This is a genomic window from Planomonospora corallina (genome assembly GCF_042650625.1).
GTDB classification, from domain to species: Bacteria; Actinomycetota; Actinomycetes; order Streptosporangiales; family Streptosporangiaceae; genus Planomonospora_B; species Planomonospora_B corallina.
The window spans coordinates 15,517-40,700 of record NZ_JBHSBM010000024.1 but is presented as its reverse complement, the minus strand read 5'-3'; the positions used below and the strand labels follow the sequence as shown (position 1 = coordinate 40,700).

At 73.4% G+C, this 25,184-nt stretch carries 22 protein-coding genes and 1 pseudogene; 17 read left to right on the top strand and 6 right to left on the bottom strand.

Annotated elements, in window-relative coordinates; genetic code table 11:
* Positions 1-223: 223 nt before the first annotated feature.
* The 7 genes from ACFOWE_RS21225 (at position 224) to ACFOWE_RS21195 (ending at position 8,461) form a co-directional block, all read left to right on the top strand.
* Positions 224-1,393, top strand: coding sequence for a homogentisate 1,2-dioxygenase (locus ACFOWE_RS21225; RefSeq protein WP_377290762.1), 1,170 nt, complete (start codon positions 224-226; stop codon positions 1,391-1,393).
* Entirely contained in the window at positions 1,390-2,178 is a 789-nt protein-coding gene (locus ACFOWE_RS21220) for a hypothetical protein (protein WP_377290451.1), read from the top strand. Before ACFOWE_RS21225 ends, ACFOWE_RS21220 begins: the two co-directional genes overlap by 4 nt.
* Entirely contained in the window at positions 2,175-3,332 is a 1,158-nt protein-coding gene (fahA, locus tag ACFOWE_RS21215; protein ID WP_377290449.1) for a fumarylacetoacetase, read from the top strand. Before ACFOWE_RS21220 ends, fahA begins: the two co-directional genes overlap by 4 nt.
* 119 nt (positions 3,333-3,451) lie before the next feature.
* A complete protein-coding gene (locus ACFOWE_RS21210; protein ID WP_377290447.1) occupies positions 3,452-4,681 on the top strand; it encodes a L,D-transpeptidase in 1,230 nt (409 codons plus the stop codon).
* Between the two features lie 164 nt (positions 4,682-4,845).
* Positions 4,846-5,280 carry an NfeD family protein gene (locus ACFOWE_RS21205; RefSeq protein WP_377290445.1) on the top strand — a complete coding sequence of 145 codons (435 nt, stop codon included), beginning with the start codon at positions 4,846-4,848 and terminating at the stop codon, positions 5,278-5,280.
* 6 nt (positions 5,281-5,286) lie between these two features.
* Positions 5,287-6,387, top strand: coding sequence for an SPFH domain-containing protein (locus tag ACFOWE_RS21200; protein ID WP_377290443.1), 1,101 nt, complete (start codon positions 5,287-5,289; stop codon positions 6,385-6,387).
* 469 nt (positions 6,388-6,856) lie between these two features.
* Positions 6,857-8,461, top strand: a complete 1,605-nt coding sequence (locus tag ACFOWE_RS21195; protein ID WP_377290441.1) for a cellulase family glycosylhydrolase — start codon at positions 6,857-6,859, stop codon at positions 8,459-8,461.
* A gap of 137 nt (positions 8,462-8,598) precedes the next feature.
* Here the strand turns inward: ACFOWE_RS21195 and ACFOWE_RS21190 are convergent, their stop codons facing one another.
* Positions 8,599-9,342, bottom strand: a complete 744-nt coding sequence (locus tag ACFOWE_RS21190) for a TetR/AcrR family transcriptional regulator (protein WP_377290439.1) — start codon at positions 9,340-9,342, stop codon at positions 8,599-8,601.
* A 176-nt stretch (positions 9,343-9,518) separates the two neighbouring features.
* Between ACFOWE_RS21190 and ACFOWE_RS21185 the strand changes: the two genes are divergently transcribed.
* From ACFOWE_RS21185 to ACFOWE_RS21170, 4 genes are all read left to right on the top strand, one after another.
* Positions 9,519-10,463: an ATP-binding cassette domain-containing protein gene (locus tag ACFOWE_RS21185; RefSeq protein WP_377290437.1), complete on the top strand. Its 945-nt coding sequence runs from the start codon at positions 9,519-9,521 to the stop codon at positions 10,461-10,463.
* Entirely contained in the window at positions 10,460-11,293 is an 834-nt protein-coding gene (locus tag ACFOWE_RS21180) for an ABC transporter permease (RefSeq protein ID WP_377290435.1), read from the top strand. Before ACFOWE_RS21185 ends, ACFOWE_RS21180 begins: the two co-directional genes overlap by 4 nt.
* A gap of 240 nt (positions 11,294-11,533) precedes the next feature.
* Positions 11,534-12,571: an L-threonine 3-dehydrogenase gene (gene tdh, locus ACFOWE_RS21175; protein WP_377290433.1), complete on the top strand. Its 1,038-nt coding sequence runs from the start codon at positions 11,534-11,536 to the stop codon at positions 12,569-12,571.
* Entirely contained in the window at positions 12,571-13,803 is a 1,233-nt protein-coding gene (locus ACFOWE_RS21170) for a glycine C-acetyltransferase (RefSeq protein WP_377290760.1), read from the top strand. The genes tdh and ACFOWE_RS21170 overlap by 1 nt, the downstream gene beginning before the upstream one ends.
* A gap of 50 nt (positions 13,804-13,853) precedes the next feature.
* Here the strand turns inward: ACFOWE_RS21170 and ACFOWE_RS21165 are convergent, their stop codons facing one another.
* Entirely contained in the window at positions 13,854-14,507 is a 654-nt protein-coding gene (locus ACFOWE_RS21165) for a CatB-related O-acetyltransferase (protein WP_377290431.1), read from the bottom strand.
* Positions 14,508-14,618: 111 nt separating this feature from the next.
* Positions 14,619-15,581, bottom strand: coding sequence for a sigma-70 family RNA polymerase sigma factor (locus ACFOWE_RS21160; protein WP_377290429.1), 963 nt, complete (start codon positions 15,579-15,581; stop codon positions 14,619-14,621).
* A gap of 117 nt (positions 15,582-15,698) precedes the next feature.
* Here ACFOWE_RS21160 and ACFOWE_RS21155 point away from each other — a divergent pair, with 117 nt between their 5' ends.
* The gene (locus ACFOWE_RS21155) at positions 15,699-16,343 is read left to right on the top strand and encodes a TetR/AcrR family transcriptional regulator (RefSeq protein ID WP_377290427.1); all 645 of its coding nucleotides are present in this window, start codon (positions 15,699-15,701) and stop codon (positions 16,341-16,343) included.
* Positions 16,344-16,371: 28 nt separating this feature from the next.
* Here ACFOWE_RS21155 and ACFOWE_RS21150 read toward each other — a convergent pair whose 3' ends face one another.
* Positions 16,372-17,139 (bottom strand): response regulator transcription factor, encoded by a 768-nt coding sequence (locus ACFOWE_RS21150; protein ID WP_377290425.1) that lies wholly within the window; start codon positions 17,137-17,139, stop codon positions 16,372-16,374.
* 91 nt (positions 17,140-17,230) lie between these two features.
* The gene (locus tag ACFOWE_RS21145; RefSeq protein WP_377290423.1) at positions 17,231-18,994 is read right to left on the bottom strand and encodes a sensor histidine kinase; all 1,764 of its coding nucleotides are present in this window, start codon (positions 18,992-18,994) and stop codon (positions 17,231-17,233) included.
* A gap of 186 nt (positions 18,995-19,180) precedes the next feature.
* Between ACFOWE_RS21145 and ACFOWE_RS21140 the strand changes: the two genes are divergently transcribed.
* The 5 genes from ACFOWE_RS21140 (at position 19,181) to ACFOWE_RS21120 (ending at position 24,459) form a co-directional block, all read left to right on the top strand.
* Positions 19,181-20,563, top strand: coding sequence for a serine hydrolase (locus ACFOWE_RS21140; RefSeq protein WP_377290421.1), 1,383 nt, complete (start codon positions 19,181-19,183; stop codon positions 20,561-20,563).
* A 197-nt stretch (positions 20,564-20,760) separates the two neighbouring features.
* Entirely contained in the window at positions 20,761-21,771 is a 1,011-nt protein-coding gene (locus tag ACFOWE_RS21135) for a LysR family transcriptional regulator (RefSeq protein ID WP_377290419.1), read from the top strand.
* A 300-nt stretch (positions 21,772-22,071) separates the two neighbouring features.
* Positions 22,072-22,605 (top strand): sugar O-acetyltransferase, encoded by a 534-nt coding sequence (locus ACFOWE_RS21130; RefSeq protein WP_377290758.1) that lies wholly within the window; start codon positions 22,072-22,074, stop codon positions 22,603-22,605.
* A gap of 73 nt (positions 22,606-22,678) precedes the next feature.
* Entirely contained in the window at positions 22,679-23,176 is a 498-nt protein-coding gene (locus ACFOWE_RS21125; RefSeq protein ID WP_377290418.1) for a SigE family RNA polymerase sigma factor, read from the top strand.
* A complete protein-coding gene (locus ACFOWE_RS21120; RefSeq protein ID WP_377290416.1) occupies positions 23,176-24,459 on the top strand; it encodes a hypothetical protein in 1,284 nt (427 codons plus the stop codon). Before ACFOWE_RS21125 ends, ACFOWE_RS21120 begins: the two co-directional genes overlap by 1 nt.
* A 231-nt stretch (positions 24,460-24,690) precedes the next feature.
* On the opposite strand, the pseudogene ACFOWE_RS21115 reads toward ACFOWE_RS21120, so the two are convergent.
* A pseudogene (locus tag ACFOWE_RS21115) lies at positions 24,691-25,184 on the bottom strand (ABC transporter); the annotation flags it as partial.

Genomic DNA, 25,184 nt, shown 5'->3' with positions numbered 1-25,184 from the left:
CTGGTGTCCTCCCGTCCCCATCGGCGGGCCCGCCGCCGAGCTGAGCCGTCCTTCCAGGAAGAGTCACCGGAAGGCGTTCCGGGGAAGACCTGGGACGGGGTCCCGGCGCGGGCGGAAACTGGGTGAGCACCGCGGTGACGTTTGACATCCCCGGCACGGTGACGGAAGGTTGTTCGTATAGAGGACACATCCGTCCGATAATCGGACAAACTTGGAGAAGCGCATGCCGTACTACCGCGTCGTGGGGGAGGTACCCCGCAAACGGCACGTCCAGTTCCGGCGGCCCGACGGCGGGCTGTACGCCGAGGAGTTGATGGGCGAGGAGGGGTTCTCCAGTGACTCCTCGCTCCTCTACCACCGCCACCTCCCCACGGCGATCATCAAGGCCGAGGCCGTCGAGCCGGTCGACGCGGCGGTCCTGGCGCCCAACCTGCCGCTGTCCCCCCGCCACTTCCGCACCCAGGACCTGCCGGACGGCGGCGACCTGGTCACCGGGCGCGCCCTGCTGGCGGGCAACGCCGACGTCCGCCTGTCCTACGCCGCGACCGAGGCGCCCAGCGGCCTGTACCGCAACTCCATGGGCGACGAGTGCGTCTACATCGCCAGCGGCCGGGTCGTCTTCGAGTCGACCTACGGCACGCTGGAGGCCGGCGAGGGCGACTACGTGGTCGTGCCGACCGGCACCATCCACCGCTGGGTGCCCCGGGGCCGGGTGACGGCGCTGGCGATCGAGGCCGCCGGGCACATCCGCCCGCCCAAGCGCTACCTGTCGAAGTACGGCCAGTTCCTGGAGCACGCGCCCTACTGCGAGCGGGACCTGCGCGCCCCCTCCGAGCCCCTGATCGAGGAGGGCGAGGAGGTGCCGGTGCTGGTCCGCACGCGCGGCGGGCTGACCCGGCTGGTCTACCGGAACCACCCCTTCGACGTGGTCGGCTGGGACGGCTGCCTGTACCCCTACGCCTTCAACATCAACGACTTCGAGCCGATCGTGAAGGGCATCCACGCCCCGCCCCCGGTCCACCAGACCTTCGAGGGCCCGAACTTCGTGATCTGCTCCTTCTGCCCCCGGCCGCTGGACTTCCACCCGGAGGCCGTGCCCATCCCGTACAACCACCACAACGTCGACTCCGACGAGCTGATGTTCTACGCCGGCGGCGACTACACCGCCCGCCGCGGCTCCGGCATCGACGTCGGCTCGATCTCACTCCACCCGGCCGGGTTCACCCACGGCCCGCAGCCCGGCGCCGTCGAGGCCGTGCTGGAGGCCGTACGGCAGGGGCACACCCGCACCAGCGAGCTGGCCGTCATGGTCGACACCTTCCGCCCGCTCGACCTGGGACCCGCCGCCCTGTCGGTCGAGGACCCCGCCTACGCCTGGACGTGGTCGCGATGAGGCTCTTCCACGATCTCGTCGACGACGCCGGCCTCTTCCCGCCCACCGCGCTGCCGATGGACGAGGCCCTGGCCCGGCACCGGGCCGACCTGGAGCGGGGCGAGCCGGTGCTCACCCACCGCTTCCTCTGCCCGGCCAGCCGGCTGCCGGTGCTCCGCGTCCACCTCGAGGAGGCGGGCCTCCCGCTCCGCCTCGGGCTGATCCTCGACACCGAGGAGCTGCCGTCCCTCGACGGCCTGGACGTCGAACTGGTCGAGATGTCCAGCGCGCCGTTCGAGACCGCCGGAGGGCGCGTCGAGCTGCCCGAGGAACCGCCGCTGGAGATCAAGGCCCGCCAGTTCGTCGAGGTGACGGCGGCCCAGCTCCCCGTCCACCTGCCCGAGGGCGTCGGGCTGAAGATCAGGTGCGGCGGGAGCGAGCCGGAGTCCTTCCCCAGCGCCCACGACCTGGGCGCGTTCATCTCCTTCTGCGTCCGCCAGGGCGTGCCGTTCAAGGCCACGGCCGGGCTGCACCACGCGGTCCGGCACTTCGACCCGGCGCTCGGCGTCGACCGGCACGGCTTCGTCAACCTCGTCCTCGCCGTCTGCGCGGCGGTCGAGGGGCGCGACCCGGCCGCGGTGCTGAAGCTGACCGACGTGGGCGAGCTGGTACGGCAGGCGCGCGCCGTGTCCGGGGAGACGGCCCGGCGCGCCCGGGAGCTGCTGGTCTCCTACGGCTCGTGCAACACCGCCACCCCCGTCGAGGACCTGCGGGCCCTCGGCCTGACCGACGAGGAGAACGTGTGACACCGGCGAGCGCCTGGGGCCTCGACCACCTGCCCTACGGGGTCTTCTCCCGGACCGACCGGATCGGCGACGGGCCCGCCCGTGTCGGCGTCCGGTACGGCGACCACGTGCTCGACCTCGCCGAGGCGCTGCACGACGAGGTGTTCGCCACCGGCTCGCTCAACGCCTTCCTGGCCCGGGGCGCGACCGCCTGGCGCGCCACCCGGGAGCTGATCCGCAACAAGCTGAGCACCGACCCGGTCGCCGTCGAGCCCTGCCTGATCCCGCTCGACCACGTCACGCTGCACCTGCCGTTCGAGGTGGCCGACTACGTCGACTTCTACTGCTCGCTGGAGCACGCCTCCAACCTCGGCCGGATGTTCCGGCCCGACGAGGAGCCGCTGAAGCCGAACTGGCGGCACCTGCCGGTCGGCTACCACGGCCGGGCCGGGACCGTCGTCGCCTCCGGCACCCCGGTCGTGCGCCCGTCCGGGCAGCGCGGCGCCGGGGTCTTCGGCCCGTCGGCGCGGCTGGACATCGAGGCGGAGCTCGGTTTCGTCGTCGGCGCGCCGACCGCGCCGGGCGAGCGGCCGGGCGCCTTCGCCGACCACGTCTTCGGGGTGACGCTCGTCAACGACTGGAGCGCGCGCGACATCCAGGCGTGGGAGTACGTGCCGCTCGGCCCCTTTCTCGGTAAATCCTTCGCCACCTCGATCTCACCGTGGATCACCCCGCTGGAGGCCCTGGCCGGGGCCCGCGTGCCGGGCCGGGCGCAGGATCCCGAGCCGCTGGACTACCTGCGCCGCGACGGCGACTGGGGGCTCGACCTGACCCTGGAGATCCGGCTCAACGGCGAGGTGGTCTCCCGCCCGCCGTACCGGGAGATGTACTGGACGCCCGACCAGATGCTCGCCCACATGACCGTCAACGGCGCTTCCTTAAGGGTCGGCGACCTGTTCGCCAGCGGTACGGTCTCCGGCCCGGAGGCCGGGCAGCGGGGCTCGCTGATCGAGCTGACCTGGAACGGCGCCGAGCCGATCAAGCTCTCCGACGGGTCGGTCCGCGCCTTCCTGGAGGACGGTGACACCGTGACGATCGCGGCGACCGCGCCGGGCCCGGAGGGGGGTGTCATCACCCTCGGCGAGGTGTCGGGAACCATCCTGCCCGCCCGGTAGATCCGTGTTGTGACTGAGCGTGCTTGGAACGCTGCATAGCGCTACTCTTTGCAGCCGACCACTCACGACCTCTAAGGCAGGGACCGATGCGGCGCGCCTCGGGACTTCTCCCGACCCTCTTGTTCGTCCTCCTCGCGGTGGGATGCACCTGGTTCACGACCGGTGACGACACCCCCGCGGGGAAGGCGGCGGCGCCCGTCATCACGATCGACCCGCAGCCGGGCTCCCGCCAGGCCCCGACCGGCCGGGGCCTGGTGGTGCGCACCGCCGGGGGCGCGCTGACCGGGGTCGCCGCCTACGCGGACGGCGACCCCGTGCCCGGCCGCTTCGAGGCCGGCCGGACCGTCTGGCGCTCCGACCACGCCCTCGTCCCCGGCCGGGACTACGCGGTGAGCGTCACCGCGACGGGTCCCGGCGGCGCCAGGACGAGCACCACCGGCGTCTTCCGCACGTTCACGCCGGAGAAGACCTTCAAGATCACCTCTGTCACCCCGTCCCCCGGCGAGACGGTCGGCGTCGGCATGCCGATCATCGTCGACTTCGACACCCCGGTGCGGGACAAGGCCTCGGTCGAGCGGGCCCTGGCGGTCCGCACGGACGTCCCGGTCGAGGGCGCCTGGCACTGGGCGGGCGACACCCGGGTGATCTACCGGCCCCGCCACTACTGGCCGTCCGGGCTGAAGGTCGACTTCGCCGCCCACCTGGCCGGGGTCCGCGCCGCCAAGGACGTCTACGGCACCGCCGGGCACGGCGTGCGGTTCACCGTCGGGCGCAGTCAGACCAGCGTCATCAACACCCGGACCCACAAGATGGTGGTCGAGCGCGACGGGAAGGTCGTCCAGCGCATGGCCATCAGCGCAGGCATGGCGACGACCAGGGAGTACACCACGACCAGCGGCGTCCACCTGACCATGGACAAGGCCAACCCGGTCCGCATGATCTCCCCGAACCGCCGCAAGGGCGACCCGGGTTACTACGACGTCATGATCGACCACGCCGTGCGCATCTCGAACAGCGGCGAGTACGTCCACGCCAAGGACAACGTCTGGGCCCAGGGCCGGGTCAACGTCAGCCACGGCTGCGTCAACGCCCGCCCCGACCAGGCGAAGTGGTTCTACGACACCTCCCTGCGCGGCGACCCGGTGCTCATCCGCGGCACCGACCGGGAGCTGGAGTGGGACAACGGCTGGGGCTACTGGCAGCTCTCCTGGCCCGAGTGGCTCGCCGGCAGCGCCCTGCACGGCGACCTCACCCGGGACCTGGCCCACGACCCGGCCGACGACCTCGCCCACGACCCGGCCCGCGACACCGGGAGCGGCTCGGGCAGCACCCTCCGCCGCAGCCTCTGACCCGTGCCCGGCGGCGGTCCCCGGCCCGTTCCAGGCCGCGGCCTCCGGCCCGCGCCGGGCGGCCCCGCCGTACCGGCTCCTGACATCCGCGACGGTCCCGGCATACGGTGGAAGCGGGAACTCGCCGGGCGTCGGAGTCGTTAACGGGGCAGGAGGGCCGGTACATGGAGGACTGGGTCATCTGGTTGGTTCTCGCGGTGGTGCTGGGTGTCGCCGAGATCTTCACTCTGACCACCGCTCTCGGCCTGCTCGGCGGAGCGGCGCTGGTCACCGCCCTAGCCGCGCTGCTCGGCCTCCCGGTCCCGCTCCAACTGATCGTCTTCGCCGGCGCCCTCGGCGCCGGCGTGGCCGTGGTCCGGCCCATCGCCAAGCGGCACCTCATGCCGCCCCCGCCCAGTCAGCAGTTCGGCGTGCAGGCCCTCATCGGGAAGACCGCCTACGTGACGAGCGAGGTCACCGGCCGGGACGGCCGGATCCGGATCGGCGGCGAGGAGTGGTCGGCCCGGGCCTACGACGAGACGCTGGTGATCCCGGCCGGGGCGGCCGTCGACGTCATGGAGATCGAGGGCGCGACCGCGCTCGTCTACCCGAGGGAGTGACCCCATATGGATCCAGCACTGGTCGTCGGCGTGCTCGTCGTCCTGTTCGCGGTGTTCACCGTCCTGAAGTCGGTGCGGATCGTGCCGCAGGCCCGGGCCCGCAACGTCGAGCGGCTCGGCCGCTACCACCGGACGCTGCAGCCCGGCCTGAACTTCGTGATCCCGTACATCGACCGGGTCTACCCCGTGCTCGACCTGCGCGAGCAGGTCGTCTCGTTCCGCCCGCAGCCGGTGATCACCGAGGACAACCTCGTCGTCGAGATCGACACGGTCCTGTACTTCCAGATCACCGACCCGCGCGCGGCGGCCTACGAGATCGCCAACTACATCCAGGCGATCGAGCAGCTCACCGTCACCACGCTGCGCAACGTCATCGGCTCGATGGACCTGGAGAAGACCCTCACCTCCCGCGACACGATCAACAGCCAGCTCCGCGGCGTGCTGGACGAGGCCACCGGCAAGTGGGGCATCCGGGTCAACCGGGTCGAGATCAAGGCCATCGACCCGCCGCAGACCATCAAGGACGCGATGGAGAAGCAGATGCGCGCCGAGCGGGACAAGCGCGCCGCCATCCTCACCGCCGAGGGCCAGCGCCAGTCGCAGATCCTCACCGCCGAGGGCGACAAGCAGAGCGCCATCCTGCGGGCCGAGGGCGAGCGGAGCGCCGCGATCCTCAAGGCGCAGGGCCAGTCCCAGGCCATCGACGAGGTCTTCCAGGCCGTGCACCGCAACGACCCCGACCCCAAGCTCCTGGCCTACCAGTACCTGCAGGTGCTGCCGGAGCTGGCCAAGGGCGAGGGCAACACCTTCTGGGTCATCCCCGGTGAGGTCACCTCCGCGCTGCAGAACGTCTCGCGGGCCTTCACCGAGTCGCTGCCCCGCTCCGCCGCCACCCGCGAGGTCCCCCGGCACGACCGGGAGGCGGAGCAGGAGGCCGCCCAGGCTCAGCGGGCCGCCGCCGAGGCGGTCGCGGAGGCCGCCGACGCCGACCCCACCAGCGGTGGTCCCCGGCAGCTCGGCCCCGGCCCGGTCACGCCGGACGCGCTGGCCCACCTGACCGAGGAGCACGCGCCCCAGCAGGAGCAGACCCGCCGCCCCGGCTCCTGAGCCTCCTCAGGCTCCCGGCCTTCCCTGTTCCTCCCATCCCGACCCTTCCCCGCCCACCTGTCCGCCGTACGGCCCCGCGCCCGGCCGTACGGCGGTTCCGTGTGGTTCCGCTCCGCCCGCCGTACGGGGCCGGCCGTCCGCTCCCGCCGGAGCCCGTCCGCCGGGCCGCCGGGGCGCGTCCGGAATGAAAGTTTCATGCGCCCGTTACGGCCGAGCGCCGTACCCGAGGACGGCGAATGACCAGGGAGGAGAGGGGATCCGGCGGATTCCCGGCCCGCACGGCACCGAACAGCCACAACAGTCCGATATGTCACATGGTGCGCGACCTGCTAGAAATCCCCCGGGTTCCGTGATCCCGGCAGGTCGCCGGCGGCCGGGGCCCGTCCTTTGTCCCCTGAGGAGCCGAGTGCCGACGACCATGCGCGGCCCCTCCTCACCCGGGCTGAACAGAACACGAAAGGCCATCGTCGTGAAACCTCTCGCGCGTCCGCGCCGCGGATTCCTGAGGATCGGCGCCACCGTCGCGCTCGCGCTCGGCTCGCTGGCCGCCGTCCCGGCCGGTGGCGCCATGGCCACCGCCGCGGGCTGCGCGGTCACCTACACCACCAGCAGCTGGCCGGGCGGCTTCAGCGCCAACATCACCGTCAAGAACCTCGGCGGCGCCATCGACGGCTGGAAGCTGGGCTTCTCCTTCCCGAGCTCCGGCCAGAAGGTCGGCAACGGCTGGTCGGCGGTCTACGACCAGAAGGGCACCGCCGTCACCGCGAGCAACGTGGGCTACAACAAGTCGCTGGCCAGCGGCGGCGAGGCGCACATCGGGTTCATCGGGAGCACGACCGGCGGCAACCCGATCCCGGCGACGTTCACCCTCAACGGCGTCACCTGCAACGACACCGCCACCAGGCCGCCCGCGCCGCCGACCGTCACGCCGACGCCCACCCCCACCCGCACGGCCACCGCCGCGCCGACGCCGACCCGCACGGCCACCGCGGCGCCCACGCCGACCGCCACCCGCACGGCCTCCCCGGCGCCGACGCCCACGGCGACCCGCACGGCGACGCCCACGCCCACGCCGACCGCCACCCGCACGGCCTCCCCGGCCCCCACGGCGACCCCGACGAAGGCCCCGGCCACCGGCACGCCCGTCGGGATCAACGGCAAGCTGCACGTCTGCGGCGTCCACCTCTGCAACCAGTACAACCGCCCCGTCCAGCTGCGCGGCATGAGCACCCACGGCATCCAGTGGTTCCCCAAGTGCTACATCGACGCCTCGCTGGACGCGCTCGCCAACGACTGGAAGTCCGACCTCTTCCGGGTCTCCATGTACGTGCAGGAGGGCGGGTACGAGACCAACCCGGCCGCCTTCACCGAGCAGGTGAACAAGTACGTCGACATGGCCACCGCGCGCGGCATGTACGCGATCATCGACTTCCACACGCTGACGCCGGGCGACCCCAACTACAACCTGGCCCGGGCCAAGACCTTCTTCGCCTCGGTCGCCGCCCGCAACGCGGGCAAGGACAATGTCATCTACGAGATCGCCAACGAGCCCAACGGGGTGAGCTGGGCCTCGATCAAGAGCTACGCCGAGCAGGTCATCCCGGTGATCCGCGCGGCGGACCCGGACGCGGTCGTCATCGTCGGCACCCGGGCGTGGTCGTCGCTGGGCGTCTCGGAGGGCTCCAACGAGACCGAGATCGTCAACAACCCGGTCAACGCCAAGAACATCATGTACGCCTTCCACTTCTACGCCGCCTCGCACAAGGACAACTACCGGGCCGTGGTGAGCCGGGCCGCGGCGAAGCTCCCGCTCTTCGTCTCGGAGTTCGGCACGGTGACGGCCAGCGGCAACGGCGAGGTCGACCTCGCCAGCACCGCCGCGTGGATCGACATGCTGGACCAGCTGAAGATCGGCTACGCCAACTGGACCTACTCCGACGCCCCCGAGAGCAGCGCCGCCTTCAAGCCGGGCACCTGCTCGGCCGGCGCCTTCGCGGGCACCGGGTCGCTCAACCCGTCGGGCGTCTACATCCGCGACCGCATCCGCACCGCGGACGACTTCCCCACGAGCTGACCCCCGCACCGGCCGCGCTCCTTCCCCGCCGGCCGGTCCGGCCCACCGGGCCGATCCCACGAGAAGGCCCCTCCCGCTCCCAGGAGGGGCCTTCTCCCCATTCCGCCCGGCCCTTCTCCCCGTCCCGGGCGGACCTTCTACGCGCGCCGGGCGATCATCGCCTCGATCCCGTCGAGCAGCAGGTCGAGGCCGAAGCGGAAGTCGGCGTCCTCCGTCCAGCCCTCGGCTCCGCCGAAGACACCGGAGCGCACCGCCGCCGACAGCGCGGGGTACTCCTCCGGGTCGAGGACCTCGGCGAGCACCTCGCCGTAGTCGGCGGCGCCCGTGATCCCGGCCTCGTCGAGATGCCGGTTCCCGCTGCTCATCCCGTACACGAGCGCGGTGTCGGACAGCGCGTAGCCGTTGAGGGCGGTCGCCGCGTTGAGCCGCTCCCCCTCGTCCAGTCCCGTGTCCGCGAGCGCGGCCATCCCCCGGTCCAGCCAGCGCATGCTCCGCGGGCCCATCGGGGGGGAGGTCCGCGCGAGGGCGAGCATCCACGGATGGGCCAGCAGGAAGTCGCGGTTGGCCCGCGTCCAGACGGTCAGGTAGTCCCGCCAGGACAGCCCGCCCCGCTCGGGGGGGTCGGGGACGGCGTGGTCCGCCATGGCGATCAGCAGCTCGTCCTTGCTCCCGACGTACCGGTACAGCGCCATCGTCGTCACGCCCACCCGTGCGGCGACGCCGCTCATCGAGACGCCCGCCAGCCCTTCGGCGTCGGCTATCTCGACGCCCGCGGCGGCGATCGTCGCCAGGTCCAGGCGCGGCTTCGGACCCCGGTTCGACACCGGCTCGCGTCCCCACATCCGTGCCAGGACGGGGGGCAGCGTCCGCTCCCGCACCATCGGCCCCCTTCCTCCAGGTCCCCGATGGACCTTCCTTCGCCATCCGGTCGAACCAGGATGCCCCATTCTCCGGTCACCTCGTGCCGATCACCGGCGCCGGAACAAAAACTGTGTACGCGATATAGATTTATCTGTATATTGCTTATACAGTACCTCGCACACAGAAGGGAGGACTCATGAGAGACGTCGCGATCCAGGCGCGCGGCCTGCGCAAGTCGTTCGGCGCCACACAGGTGCTCGACGGAGTGGACCTCACCGTCCCGGCCGGGTCCCTGCTGGCCCTGCTCGGGCCGAACGGCTCGGGCAAGACGACGACGGTCCGGATCCTGACCACGCTGCTCGCCCCGGACGGCGGCACCGCCGCGGTGGGCGGCCACGACATCGTGCGCGAGGGCGCCGCGGTGCGCCGGAGCATCGGCCTGACCACCCAGCACGCCACCGTGGACGACCTGCTCACCGGGAAGGAGAACCTGGAGATGTTCGCCGGCCTGTACCACCTGGGCCGGCGCGAGGCCCGGCGCAGGGCGGCCGAGCTCCTCGACCGCTTCGACCTCACCGCCGCCGCGGACCGCCTGGCCGGGACCTACTCCGGCGGGATGCGCCGCCGGCTCGACCTCGCCGCGAGCATGGTGGCCGCCCCCCGGATCCTCTTCCTCGACGAGCCCACCACCGGCCTCGACCCGCGCAGCCGGGCGGAGCTGTGGGCGGTGATCCGCGAGCTGCTCGCCTCGGGCACCACCATCCTGCTGACCACCCAGTACCTGGAGGAGGCCGACCGGCTCGCCGACCGCATCGCGGTGATCCACGGTGGCCGGATCGTCGCCGACGACACCCCGGCCGCGCTCAAGCGCCAGGTGGGCAGCGAGCGGCTGACGCTGCGCCTGGCCCGGCCCGAGGACGTGTCCCGCGCCGGCGCCGCCCTGTCGGCGGGCGCGGAGGACGGGACCGGGACCCGCCTCGACGCGGACGCGCGCGAGGTCGTCCTCGCCGTCCACGACCCCGACCACCTGCGCCGCACGCTGGACCTGCTGCACCGGGAGGGCATCGCCGTCGAGCAGGTCGGCCTGCGCACCCCCACCCTGGACGACGTCTTCTTCGAGCTCACGGAGGCAGCGGCATGAGCAGCGGCACGAGCACCGCCACCACGGCGCCCACCGGCGCGGACCCCGTGCCGGACCCCCCGCGCGGCACGGCCGCGAGCGACCTGCGCCGCCTCGTCGTCCGGGCGCTCCGCCACGAGCTGCGCACCCCCGACGCCCTCATCGTGAACATCGCCCTGCCGGTGATCATCATGATCCTGTTCGTCTACGTCTTCGGCGGGGCGATCACCACCGGGTCCAGCGGACTGGACTACATCGACTTCGTCGTCCCGGCCGTGCTGCTCATGGCCGGCGGGTACGGCGCCGCGCTGACCGCCGTGAACATCGCGGAGGACATGACCAAGGGCATGATCGACCGCTTCCGGACCCTGCCGATCAGCGGCTGGACGGTGCCCGCGAGCCATGTCGCCGCCTCGCTGCTCCGCAACGTGCTGGCCACCGTGATAGCCCTGGCCGTGGCGGTCGCCCTGGGGTTCCGGCCCCGGGCCACCGCCGCCGAGTGGGCGCCGGCGCTGGCCCTCGTCGTCGGGTACGTGCTGGCGGTCTCGGCGCTCGCGGCCACCTGGGGGCTGCTCGTCCGCTCCTCGCAGGCCGCCGGCGTGTTCAGCTTCATCGCGATCTTCTTCCCGTACCTCTCGGACGGCGTCGTCCCGGCGGAGACCATGCCGGGCCCGCTCCGGAGCTTCGCCGAGCACCAGCCGGTCACCCCGGTCGTGGAGGCGCTGCGCGCGCTCCTGCTCGACCGGCCCATGGGCGACGCCGGGTGGACCGCCGCCGCCTGGCTCGCCGCCGGGGTGGCGGTCGGCATCCCGGCCGCCGCCGTGCTGTTCCGGAGCCGGACCTCCGCGTAGACCCCGGCATCGGACCTGCGCCGCAGGCCCCGGCACCGGACCTGCGCGTAGACCCCGGCGTGGACCCCGGCCGTACGGCGCCGCCGATCCCCCTGGCCCGATCCCCCGGCCCGCCCGCCGTACGGCACGGCCGCTCCGGCGTGAAGCCAGGCTGTTGCCCGGGTTAAGAAAAGCGCGATGGACACCGGCGGAGTCGGCCCGGCACAGTGCGTAAGGTCGGAAGACGAGGGGGGACCTGAGATGAAAGCGCTGGTCAAGGAGCGGGCCGAGCCTGGCCTGTGGTTGGTGGACGTGCCGGAGCCCGAGGTCGGGCCGGGCGAGGTGCTGATCCGGGTGCTGCGCACCGGGATCTGCGGCACGGACCTGCACATCCGGAGCTTCGACGCCTGGGCGCGGCAGACGCTGCGCACGCCGCTCGTCGTCGGGCACGAGTTCTGCGGCGAGGTCGTCGAGATCGGGCCGGGCCCCGAGGGCGCCACGGACATCGCGGTCGGCGACCTGGTCAGCGGCGAGGGCCACATCGTCTGCGGCAAGTGCCGCAACTGCATGGCCGGACGGCGGCACCTGTGCCGCAACACCGTCGGGCTCGGGGTGAACCGCGACGGCGCCTTCGCCGAGTACGTGGTGCTGCCCGCCTCGAACGTGTGGGTGCACCGCACCCCGGTGGACCCCGACATCGCGGCGATCTTCGACCCGTTCGGCAACGCCGTGCACACCGCCCTGTCGTTCCCGCTGGTCGGCGAGGACGTGCTGATCACCGGCGCGGGGCCCATCGGGCTGATGGCGGCGGCGGTCGCCACGCACGTCGGCGCGCGCAACGTCGTCATCACCGACCTGAGCCCCGAGCGGCTGGCCATCGCCGACAAGCTCGGCGTCACCCTGGCGCTGAACGTCGGCGAGCACCCCATCTCCGACGGCATGGCGCGGCTGGGCATGCGCGAGGGCTTCGACGTGGGCCTGGAGATGTCGGGGAACCCCCGGGCGCTCCGCGACATGATCGCCACCATGACGCACGGCGGGAAGATCGCCATGCTGGGCCTGCCCGCCGAGGAGTTCGCGGTCGACTTCGCGACGATCGTGACCTCGATGCTCACCATCAAGGGCATCTACGGCCGGGAGATGTTCGAGACGTGGTACAACATGTCGGTCCTGCTGGAGAAGGGCCTCGATCTCTCCCCCGTCATCACCGACCGCTTCTCCTACCGCGACTTCGACGCCGCCTTCGACACCGCGGCCAGCGGAAGGACCGGAAAGATCATCATGGATTGGACCGCCTGATGTTCGACGACGTCCGCGACGACCTGCGCGCGACCCTCGACGAGATCGTCTCCGCCGGGCTGCTCAAGCCCGAGCGGATCATCACCACCCCGCAGCGCGCCGGCATCGCCGTGGCGACCGGCGGCGCCGTGCCCGGGGCCACCGCGGCGGGCGCCGCCGTACCGGGCGGCGGGGGCGGGACCCGCGAGGTGCTGAACTTCTGCGCCAACAACTACCTGGGCCTGGCCGACCACCCCGAGGTGATCGCCGCGGCCAAGGAGGCGCTGGACCGCTGGGGCTTCGGCATGGCCTCGGTCCGGTTCATCTGCGGCACCCAGGAGGTCCACAAGGAGCTGGAGGCGCGCCTCTCGGCGTTCCTCGGCCAGGAGGACACCGTCCTGTACAGCTCCTGCTTCGACGCCAACGGCGGCGTCTTCGAGACGCTGCTCGACGACCGCGACGCGGTGATCTCCGACGCCCTCAACCACGCGAGCATCATCGACGGCATCCGGCTGTGCAAGGCCCGCCGCCTGCGCTACGCCAACCGCGACATGGCCGAGCTGGAGGCCCGGCTCAAGGAGGCGTCCGACGCCCGCCGGAAGCTGATCGTCACCGACGGCGTGTTCTCCATGGACGGCTACGTCGCGCCGCTGGACGAGATCTGCGACCTGGCCGACCGGTACGGCGCGATGGTCATGGTCGACGACTCGCACGCGGTGGGCTTCGTCGGCGCGACCGGCGCGGGCACCCCCGAGCTGTTCGGCGTGCGCGACCGGGTCGACATCATCACCGGCACGCTCGGCAAGGCCCTCGGCGGGGCGAGCGGCGGCTACACGGCGGCCCGGGCGGAGATCTGCGCGCTGCTGCGCCAGCGTTCACGCCCCTACCTGTTCTCCAACTCGCTCTCCCCGGTGATCGCCGCCGCCTCGCTCCGGGTGCTGGACCTGGTGGCCGACCACAGCGAGGCCCGCGACCGGCTGCGCGCCAACACCGAGCGGTTCCGCACCCGCATGACCGCCGAGGGCTTCAGCATCCTGCCCGGCGACCACCCGATCGTCCCGGTGATGATCGGCGACGCGGCCGAGGCGGCGGCGATGGCGGAGCGCCTGCTCGACCAGGGGATCTACGTGATCGGCTTCTCCTACCCGGTGGTCCCGCACGGCCAGGCCCGCATCCGCGTCCAGCTCTCGGCCGCCCACTCCACCGAGGACGTCGACCGCGCGGTGGCGGCGTTCGTCACCGCCCGCGGCTGAGCCTCCGGTCCCGCGCCCGCGCCGGCTCCAGAGAGCAGTCGCGGGCGCCCCTACGGGAGCTCCCTGTCCGCGATGGCCTCGATCTCGGCAGGGGTGCCGGCCATGATGACGCGGACGTGCTCGGTCACCAGCTCGACCGGCCAGTCCCACCAGGCCGCGCGCTGCAGCCTGGCCACGTCGTCCGGCTCGAAGCGGGCGCGGATGGGCCGGGCCGGGTTGCCGCCCACGATCGTGTACGGCGGGACGTCGGCGGTGACCACGGCGCCCGCCGCGATGATCGCGCCGTCGCCGATCCGCACGCCGGGCATGACCGTGGCCCCGTAGCCGAACCACACGTCGTTGCCCACCACCGTGTCGCCGCGGCTGGGCATGCCGGTGACCAGGTCGAGCGTGGCCTCGGTCCAGCTCCCGCCGAACATCGTGAACGGGAAGGTCGACACGCCCATGGTGGGGTGCTCGGCCCCCGCCATGAGGAAGCGGGTGCCGGAGGCGATCGCGCAGTACTTGCCGATGACCAGCTTCTCCGGGCCGTAGCCGTACAGCACGTTGCGCGTCTCGAACTCGGTCGCGTGCTCGGGGTCGTCGTAGTAGGTGAACTCGCCCACCTCGATGCGCGGGTCGCGGACCAGCGGCCTGAGCAGCACCACGCGCGGGTGCTCGGCCAGCGGGTGCACCGTGGCGGGGTCGGGGATCGTGGACTGCATGTGGGCTCCTCTTCTTCGGGTGGACGGTCCAGAGGGCGGCCGGGGAACCGGGCCGCCCGGTGCTCAGGCCGCCGGAGACTCGGACCGGCGGAAACTCAGGCCGGCGGAGACTCAGGCCAGCAGGTCGGCGAGGGCGCGGGCGCGGGAGGGCCGCCGGAGCTTGCGCATCCCGGCGGCCTCGATCTGGCGGATGCGCTCGCGCGTCACACCGAACCGCCTGCCCACCTCCTCGAGGGTCTTGGCCTCGCCGTCGTCCAGACCGAAGCGGAGCGAGATCACATCCGCCTCCCGCCCGGTCAGGGTCTCCAGCACCGCGTCCAGCTGCCCCCGCAGCATCGACGAGGCGACGGCGTCGGCCGGATCCTCCGCGCCGTCCTCGATGAGGTCGCCCAGCTCGGCGTCGCCGTCGTCGCCGATCCGGGTGTGCAGCGAAACCGGCTCGCGGTCGTGCCCGAGCAGCCGCTCGACCTTCTCGGGGGTCAGGCCGAGTTCGGCCGCAACCTCCTGCGGGCCGGCCTCGCGGCCCAGCTCCTGCGAGATCGCGCGCCGGGCGCGGACGACCCGGTTGAGGTCCTCGACCACGTGCGCCGGGAGGCGGATCGTCCGGCTCTGGTCGGCCAGCCCGCGGCCGATCGCCTGCTTGATCCACCAGGTGGCGTAGGTGGAGAACTTCAGCCCGCGCCGGTGGTCGAACTTCTCCACCGCGCGCATCATGCCGATGGTGCCCTCCTGGACCAGGTCCAGGAGCGGCAGTCCGCCGGCGGCGGCGTAGCGCCTGGCGATCGAGACGACCAGCCGCAGGTTGGCCTCGACCATGTGGTCCCTGGCGCGGCGGCCGTCGGCGACCAGCCTCTCCAGCTCGCGCCGCTCGGCGGGGTCCGCCCCGCCGCCCTCGGCCGCGAGACGCTCCCGGGCGAGCCTCCCGGCCTCGATGCGCTCGCCCAGCGCCACCTCCTGCTCGGCGGTGAGCAGCGGGGTGCGCCCGATCTGCCGGAGGTAGTCCTTCACCGGGTCGATGTCGACGGCTCCCTTCGTGGGGCGGGCAGGGCGGGGGGCGAGGGCGGTAGCGGTCAAAGGCACGTCCTTTCCGACGGTCACGCGAGCCGGGATCGGCTGGCAAGACCTAAACTTAGGTCGGACATAGATTTATGTCAAGGATTAATTTATGTCGATCCGATGTATGGTGGACGCATGAGCACGCAGAAGACGAGCCTCCGAGAGCTGAAGAAGCGCCAGACCAGGGAGAACATCTCCCACCAGGCCACCCGGCTGTTCCTGGAGCGCGGCTTCGACAAGGTGACGATCGCCGAGGTGGCGGAGGCCGCGCAGGTGGCCAAGATGACGGTGACGAACTACTTCCCGCGCAAGGAGGACCTGGTCTTCGACCTGGGCGGCGAGTTCGTGCAGTCCCTGGCCCGGACCGTCCGCGGCAGGGCGCCCGGCGAGTCCGCCCTGGCCGCGCTCCGCCGCGCCTACCTGGCCGCGGTCGCCGCGCACGACCCGGTCATCGGCTTCTCCGGTCCCGCGTTCGCCCGGATGATCGACGACAGCCCCGCCCTGACGGCCCGGCTGCGGGAGTTCCACGACGAGCGGGAAAGAGCCCTGGCCGAGGCGCTCGCCGAGGAGACCGGCGCCGGGCCGGACGACGTCCTGCCCCGGGTGGCCGCCGCCCAGCTCGGCGGCGTCCACCGGCTGCTCTTCGACGAGACGCTCCGCCGTACCATCGCGGGGCAGGGGAACGAGGAGATCGCGGCGGCCCTCACCGGCCACATCGGCGCGGCCTTCGACCTCCTCGAGCCCTCCCTCGGCGGCTACGCCGTCCGCCCCGCAGGCTGACCGGCGAGACGGCGGCGGGGACGGGCGGTTACGCGCCGAGATAGGCCAGGACCGCCGCCACCCGCCGATGGGTGTCGGGGCTGCTCTCCAGCCCCAGCTTCATGAAGATCGAGTTGACGTTCTTCTCGACGGCCGAGACCGACAGGTGGAGCGCCCGGGCGATGCCGCCGTTGGACCTGCCGTGGGCCATCTCGCGCAGCACGTCGCGCTCGCGCGGGGTCAGATCCTCCCCCCGGCCGTCCCGTACGGCGCGGCGGGCCAGCAGGCCCTCCACGACCTTGGGGTCGATGACCGAGCCGCCGCAGGCCACCGCCCGCACCGCGCCGAGCAGCTCCTCCAGGTCGCCGACGCGGTCCTTCAGCAGGTAGGCGAAGCCCTCGGTGCCGTGCTTGAACAGCTCGAAGGCGTAGAGCGCGTCGGCGAACTGGGAGAGCACCACGACGCCGACCCCCGGGTGCTCGCCGCGGATCCGGTGCGCCGCGTCGATGCCCTCGAAGCCCGCCCGGAAGGGACCGCCCGGCATGCGGATGTCGGTGATCACCACATCCGGCCGGAGCCTGCGCACGGCGTCCAGCAGTTCGTCGGCGCTGCCCACGGTCCCGGCGACGACGGCCTCGCCGGACGTCTCCAGCAGCCGCCGGACGCCCTCGCGGACCAGGTAGTGGTCGTCGGCGACGACGACACGAGGCGCCTCAGGCGACGGGGCCCGCCCCGGCTCGGGCCCCGACGGCGGCGACGGTTCCAGCGACGGTGACGGCTCCAGCGACGGTGACGGCTCCGGTGACGGCGCCCGCACCGGCGCAGGCTCCGGTGACGGCGACGCTCCCCGAGCGCTCGCCGGTGACGACGCGACCGTCCCGGCCTGCGGGACCGGCGGAATCTGCGGATCACTCATGGACCGGCACCCACGCTCTCACTCTCGTCCCCTCTCCCGCCGCGCTCACCACGTCCAGCCCGCCGCCGAGCGCGGCCAGCCGGTCGGCGAGGGCCACCAGGCCCCGCCGGGCGACGGCCTTCGGGTCGAACCCCGTGCCGTCGTCGACGACCGCGACCTGCAGCCGTCCGCCGGAGAGCGTCAGCCGTACGTCCACGGCGGTGGCGCGGGCATGCTTGAGCGCGTTGGCGAGCGCCTCGCTCGCGGTGAAGTACACCGCCCCTTCGATCTCGTCGGAGAAGCGTCTCACACGCAGCTCCGGCTCGACGCTGAGCGCCGAGGCCACCGGGAGGCGTGAGCAGCGCTCCTCCAGTGCCTCGGCCAGTCCCCCCTGGCTGAGCACCGACGGGTGGATGCCCGCCGCCAGCTCCCGCAGGTCGGCCAGTGTCTGCCGGGCCTGGTCGCGCAGGAGCGCCAGCGTCTCGGAGTCGGCCCCGGTCGCCCTGGCCAGCTCCAGCCCCGCGATGAGCGCGACGATCTCCTGCTGCACGCCGTCGTGGATGTTGCGCTCGATCCGCCGCCGCTCGGCCTCCTGCGCGTTGACCAGCCGGGCGGCCAGCCCCGCGCTCTGGATGGCCAGCCCGACCGGTACGGCCAGCGCGCGCAGCAGCCGCCGGTCCTCGCCGTTGAAGCCGCCCTCCCGGGGACCGCACGCGATGAGCCCCTGCCCCGCGGGGACGGTCAGCTCCGGCTCGCCCTCCTCCGCACCGGCCACGACCCGGGTGCCGTCGGCGAGCGTGACGGCCGCCCACCGGGCGTCCAGCGCCGCCCGTACGGCCTCCGCCAGCCGGCCGAGCTGCTCGCCCGGCTCCGCCTCCTCCAGCTCGGGTGCCAGCTCCGACAGCAGCTCGTCCACCGTGGGCCGCAGGTCGAAGACGAGGAAGAACCGCGACCCCCGCAGCCCCACCCGGATGTCGAGCAGGTTGTGCCGGAACACGGTCACCCCGATCACGGCGGGCAGCGCGCCCAGCACGGGGGTGAGGCCGACCCAGATCGCCGCCGACTCCGTGACGATGAAGAACGTGGCGAGCACGAACCCGCCGAGGGTGACGGCGAGCCCTGCGGCCATCCAGCGGAGCCGGCGGCGCTCGGCGCCGGAGCTCCGGCGGATGCGGGCCAGGAGGGAGACCAGCACCGCCAGCGCCGTGCCGAGGACGGTCAGCTGTCCCAGCCCGCCCAGGCCGGCCACGACCAGCTCCCCCGGCCCGGTGACGCCGAGCGGGTTGCCGACCGGGGAGATGGCGTAGACCTGGTCCGGGGCCAGCAGTATGCCCAGCCAGTGCACGGCGATGGCCGCCCCGCCGATCACCGCCCCTGCCCGCCAGCGCCGCGAGGGGAGCCGTCCGTCCGGGAAGAGCAGCGGGACGAACACCCAGGAGAGTCCGTAGAAGGGGACGAAGAGGGAGGCGAGCAGGGCGGCGAGCACGAGCAGCCCTCTGGGCGCGTCCGCCCCCGCGGAGACCAGGAGGCCGACGCCGAGGGCGCCCAGGCCCAGGCAGTCCGCGGTGGCCAGGAGCAGCCAGCCGTACGGGTTGCGGGGCCGCCGGCGGGCGATGAGCCAGCCCAGCGCGGGCAGGAGCAGCGTCAGCAGGACGAACGCCCACTGGCCGGCCGGCATCGGGAAACCCGTCTCCAGCACCGCGCCGGCGCCGGCGCCGAGGATCGCCGTCACCGCCATGGAGGCGGCGAGGAGACGGATCGAGGTCGGGGAGAGCACGGAACGCAGTGTGATCCCTCCGGCGGACCGGCGTCCATGAGGTTGACCGCACATCCGCGGGGGACGGCCGCACCCCGGAAGGCGGCGGCCCGCCGGATACCCCGCCCGCCGCGCCCTTCCTAGCGTGTTGATCACGGCCACCACCGCGACGGTGGTGGCGGACCGCAGCTCGTGAAGGAGACATCCGTGCGCTTCCGGCCCCGAACGACCCGTGCCCTCGCCCTGGCCGCCCTCGCGGTGGCCGCTCCCCTGACCCTCGGCGGCACGCTCCCCGCCGCCGCGGACACCGTACGGCAGGCCACCGCGGCGCCCGTGCGGCAGGCCGTCGCCGATGCCGCCCCCGAGATCCCCGACAGCCCGGCCGGGCGGCAGCTCCGCTGGGCGCTGGAGGCCGCGGGACGGGCGCCGCTCGCCGCGAGCGAGCTCGAGCAGCACTTCAACGCCGCTTTCCTGAAGGAGGTGACCGTCGACGGCCTCAACGGGTTCCTCAAGGGCATGGCCGGCGTCCGGCTCGACGCGCTGACCACGGCCACGCCGACCGCCCTGACCGGCACGGCGATCGTCGGCGGGCAGAAGTTCGAGCTCCGGATCGGCGTGGACGCCGAAGGAAAGATCCATCTCCTGGGCGCGGCGCCCCTGATCCCGCCCGCTCCGACCGGCTGGGCCGAACTCGACGCCCGGCTCCGCGAGGTGGCGCCCCGGACCGGCTTCCTCGCCTCCGAGATCGACGGGCGGGGCCGCTGCAGGACCGTCCACGGCGTCGGCGCGGACACCGCCCGGCCGCTGGGGTCGATCTTCAAGCTCTACGTGCTGGGCGCGGTGGTGGACCGCGTCCACTCGGGCAGGCTGAGCTGGGACACCGAGCTCACCGTCACGCCCGACGTGAAGGTCCCCGCCGAGGACGGCCTGGGCACCCGGCCGGACAACAGCCGCGTCACGGTCCACGAGGCGGCCAAGCTGATGATCTCCATCAGCGACAACACCGCCACCGACCTGCTCATCAAGACGGTCGGGCGCAGGGCGGTGGAGAAGAAGGTCCGCCAGTGGTCGGACCACGCGGCGCGGAACATCCCCTTCCTCACCACCCGTGAGTGGTTCCTGCTGAAGGCCGTCGACTACCCCCGGCACGCCCGTGCCTACCTGGCGCGCGGCGCCGAGGGCCGCCGCGCCTACCTGAGGGACGTCGTCGCCGGGCTCCCGCTCTCGGCCGCCGAGTACCAGGACTGGCGGAACCCTCGGAAGATCGACGACCTCGAGTGGTTCGCCTCCCCCCGTGACGTCTGCCGCGCCTACGCCGGCCTGCTCAAGCGGAACAGCCCGCGGCTGCACGAGGTGCTCTCCGCCAACGACGCCGGGCTCGGCCTCGACCCCGGCGCGTGGCCGGCCGTCTGGTACAAGGGCGGCTCCGAGCCCGGGGTCCTCGCCATGGCGCACCTCGGTCGCACCCCGAAGGGGCGGACGTACGTCGTCACCACGCTGGCGAGCGACACCCGCGCGCCCCTCGACGAGGGCAACGCCGCCGCCGAGATGCTCTCCCTCGCCAGGGGCGCGTTCGGCCTGGTCCGGTGAGCGGTCCAGCCGCCCCCTGAACGGCCCGCCCCCGGGCGGCCGTCCGGGGGCGGGCCGTCCAGGGGGCGGACCGTCCACGGAGCGGACGCCGGTGTCCGCAGGCAGGTGTCCGCAGGCAGGTGTCCGCAGGCAGGTGCGCGTCCCCGGCCGGTGTCCGCCGGGTACGCGCACCGCGTGCGCTGCCCGACAATGATGGGGTGATTGACACCCGGCGGCTGCGGACCCTGCGCGCGGTGGCCGACCACCGGACGGTCACCGCCGCCGCGGCGGCACTGCACCTGACGCCCTCCGCGGTCTCCCAGCAGCTGGCCGCGCTGGAGCACGAGGTGGGCCACCGGCTGCTGGAGCGCGACGCCCGGGGCGTGCGGCTCACCGCCGTCGGCCGCATCCTGCTCGATCACGCCAACGAGGTCCTCGCCCGGCTGGAGCGGGCCGAGGCCGACATCGCCGACTACACCGCCGGCACGGCGGGCGAGGTGACGGTCGCCTCCTTCGCCACCGCGATCGGCCTCGTGGTGGCCCCGGCGGTCGGCACGCTCCGGGACAAGGAGCCGGGCATCCAGATCCGGGTCCTGGACGCCGAGGGCGACCAGAGCCTCACCATGCTGCTGGACGGAGCGGTGGACGTCGCCGTCTCCGTCGAGTACCGCGGCGCCCCGGGTGAGGACGACCGGCGCCTGTCCCGCATCCCGCTCTACTCCGAGCCGTTCGACGTCGTCCTCCCCCGCGACCACCCCCTCTCCTCCTCCACCGGAGCCGCCGGAGCCGCCGGAGCCGCCGGAGACCCGCTCCCGGGGCCGGACGCCGCGGGCGCGGAGCCGGCGGACACGTCCCGGCCACCGGGCACGGTCACCGTCGCGGACCTGGCGGGTGAGACCTGGATCGGCCCCTACCCGGGCAACCCCTGCCACGACGTGATCACCCTGGCGTGCGAGCACGCCGGGTTCACCCCCGCGTTCGCGCACTCCTCCGACGACTTCCGCGCGGTGGTCGCCCTGGCCGGCGCGGGAGCGGGCGTGGCGATGGTGCCGCGCCTGGCGCTGCGCGGCGCGGACCTGTCCGGCGTGGTGATCCGCCCGGTCGCGGGCCCGCAGCGCCGGGTCTTCGCCGCCGTACGGCGCGGCGCCGAGCGCCACCCCCTGCTGGTCCCCCTGCTCGACACCCTCCGGCACACCGCCGCGGCCCTGCGCCAGGTCCCCTCCCCCTGACCCGCCGGGCTCCCGCCCGCCCCTCCGCTCCTCCGGCTCCCGTACCGTTCCCGGTCCCCGTACCGTTCCCGGTCCCCGTACCGTTCCCGGTCCCCGTACCGTTCCCGGTCGCCGTGCCGTGACAGAGTCCCGTGCCCTGACGAGCGGCACGCCGTACGTCCAGCACGGGCGCGGGCCGGAGTGCCGGGCACGGCGGAGGGTACGCCGGACGGTGGCCGCCACCGCGCACCGCCTGCCGTACGGCTCGGGCCGCCGGACCCGGGCAGAAGGGACGTGACCGTGGGAGAGCAGAAGGAGCGCATGCTCGCAGGGGAGCTCTACATCGCCGACGACCCGGAACTCGCCGCGGACCTGCTGCGCGCCGAGCGGCTGGCCGAGCGGTACAACGCCACCCGCGCCGGCGACCAGGAGACCCGCGCCGCCCTGCTGCGGGAGCTGCTCGGCGGCGTCGGAGAGGGCGTCGTCGTCCGGCCGCCGCTGTACGTCGACTACGGCCACCAGATCACCATCGGCCCCGGCGCGTTCGTCAACTACGGCGCCGTCATGCTGGACGTCGCCCGCATCGACATCGGCGCCGACGTGCAGATCGGCCCCAACGTGCAGCTGCTCACCCCCACCCACCCGGTCGAGCCCGAGCCGCGCCGGGCCAAGTGGGAGTCCGCCAGGCCGATCACCATCGGGGACAACGTCTGGCTGGGTGGTGGCGCCATCATCTGCCCCGGGGTGACGATCGGGGAGAACACCGTCGTGGGGGCGGGCGCCGTGGTCACCCGCGACCTGCCGGCGAACGTCGTCGCCGTCGGCAACCCGGCCCGCGCGGTCCGCACCCTCTGAAGGAGCCGCGGGATTCAACACTTCCGCCCCTTGGTCCGTCTGAGGTGTGACGGTCTCAGGAAGGTGGAGGCAATTGGACGACGACTCCCGCTTCGCGGACTTCGTCGCCGAGCGGGCCGACGCGCTGCTGCGCTACGGCTACGTGCTCAGCGGCAATCCCCACGACGCGGCCGACCTCACCCAGGAGGCACTGATCCGCCTCCACCGCGCCTGGCCCCGGGTGCGCCGCAAGCACGACCCGGAGAGCTACGCCCGCACGACCATGGCACGACTGCACGTCACCGTCTGGCGGCTGCGGCGCCGCGAACGCCTCGACTGGGCACCGCCGGAGAGCACGCACGAGGACGCCCTGCCCTCCGGCGTCGAGCAGGAGCTCTGGCAGGCGCTCGCCACCCTGCCGCGCAAGCAGCGGACCGTACTCGTCCTGCGGTACTACGAGCAGCTGACGGACGCGGAGATCGCCGGGATCCTCGGCGTCTCCAGGGGGACCGTCCGCAGCCACGCCTCGCTCGGCCTGAACAGGCTCCGCTCCGCCGTACCGCACCCGACAGCCGCCGACAGGAGCCTGTGATGCACGAGCCCGCGACGCACGACGCCCTGGAAGACGACCTCCGCGCGACCCTCGGCCACGCCGCCGGGCAGGCGCCGCGCGCACCGAGCTCCTTCTCCTCGCACGTCGTGGCCCGCTCCCGGCGGCGCAGGGCGCGTGCCCAGGCGCTGGTGGCGGCCGCCGCCGTCGTCCTGGTCTCGGGCGGGGTCGGGGCGGCGGTGCGCGGCGCCGGGAACGATCCCGCGCCGCCGGTCCTGGGCCCGTCCACGGTGCCGAGCGCCGAGACGACGGCCGGAGCGCCGTCCGGGGCGCCGGTCCCCTCCGGGACGCCGGCCCTCACCCGGCCCGAGCCGGTGGAGAAGGTCTGGCCGCAGGCCGTCTGGAAGATCCCGGCCAAGCTGCCCGGCGGGCGCAGGTTCCAGCCCCGGCTCTTCATCGACGAGCGCACGCTGCTGCTGGAGACGTGGGAGAGCTTTGAGAAGGCCGACGCGCTCTACGCCTACGACCTGGAGAGCGGCCGGACCCGCAAGATCGTGGACATCCGCACGCCGAAGGGGGTGTTCGCCTCCGGTTACGCGGTGGGCGAGGGGCGGATCGTCTGGCAGACGATCGACGACGAGGACGGCGACGAGACCACGGCCTCCGTGGCCACGACGTTCTGGTCGGTCCCGGTCGAGGGCGGGACGCCCACGGCCATCGCCACGGACCGCCGGATCCGGGGAGGCGGCGACCGGCTCACCGTGACCGGCGGCAGGCTGGCCTTCTCCCTCAGCGAGGGCGGCGTCTTCACGGTCCCCCTCGGGGGCGGGACCGTCGAACCGGTGCCGGGAGCCGAGCGGCACCACATCCTGCGCTGGCCCTGGGTCGGCACACCCGGTGAGTACACGCCGGACGGGGAGCCGAGTTTCGAGGAGCTGCTCAACGTCGAGACCGGCGAGGTGAGCAGGGCGACGGTTCACCCGGGCGAGCGGCACGTGAGATGCGGCGTGACGGTGTGCACCGGCTACCGGGGCGACAACACGCCGTTCCACCGGTCGCGCGACGGGTCGCGGGAGCGCGACCTCCCCCGCGGGGCGTCCGCGGAACCGGCCCTCGACCGCTTCTACGCCGTGCATCTGCCCGTGACGCACGGTGGTCAGTACGTCTACGACCAGGTCACCGGAGAATCCGGCGAGCTGGGACTGCGCCCCGACGCCGAGGGCGGGTCGATCACCATGCGTTCCGGAACACGTGACGAGCGCATGGTGGCGTACCCGCTCAACGGGAAGTACGTGATCATCGATCTGGAGCGGATCGGCGGGTGAGCTCCCCCTGCGGCTCCCGGCGGGCACCGCCTCCGCCCGGCCGGCCGGGCCGGTACCCGGGTCGGCACCCGGGCCGCCCGGCCACGGTGCCCGCACGGACGTCCACGCGGGATGCCCGCACGCGCGTCCATGCGGGGTGCCCGCACGAGGTGCCTGCGCGGGGTGCCTGCGCGGGGTGCCTGCGCGGATTCCCGCAGGGACGGGGTGCCCGCGCGGGTCTCCGCACGGTTCCTACGTGCCGGCCCGGACCCTGGCCAGCGCCTCGGTGAAGCGGCGGTGGCGGGCCAGCTCCTCCGCCACCGGCTCCAGCACCAGCTCCCGGCCGACCCGTTCCACGCTCGCACGCAGCGCCCTGGCCGCCTTCCGGGCCCGGCGGCGCCCGCCGAGCCAGGCGGCGGCCCGGGAGAGCAGGGCGAGCACGACGCCGAGCAGCAGCCCGCCGAGCAGGAGCAGCGTCGGCCACGGCAGCTCGCCGGCGGTCGGCACGGGCGGCCCGGGCAGGTGCAGGTAGTCCAGGACGGCCAGGCCCAGCAGCCAGAGCGCGCCCGCCACCGCCGTCGCGAGCACCAGCCACTGCGCCGCTCCCGCCACCCGCCACCACAGCGGCCTGCGGGAGGCGCCGAGCGAGGTGGTCGCCACCGCCCGGTCGAGCGCGTCCTCCAGATCGCCCGCGTGCGAGCGGGCCGCGCGCCGTACGGCCGCCGCCCACGGCTCGGGCAGTCCGG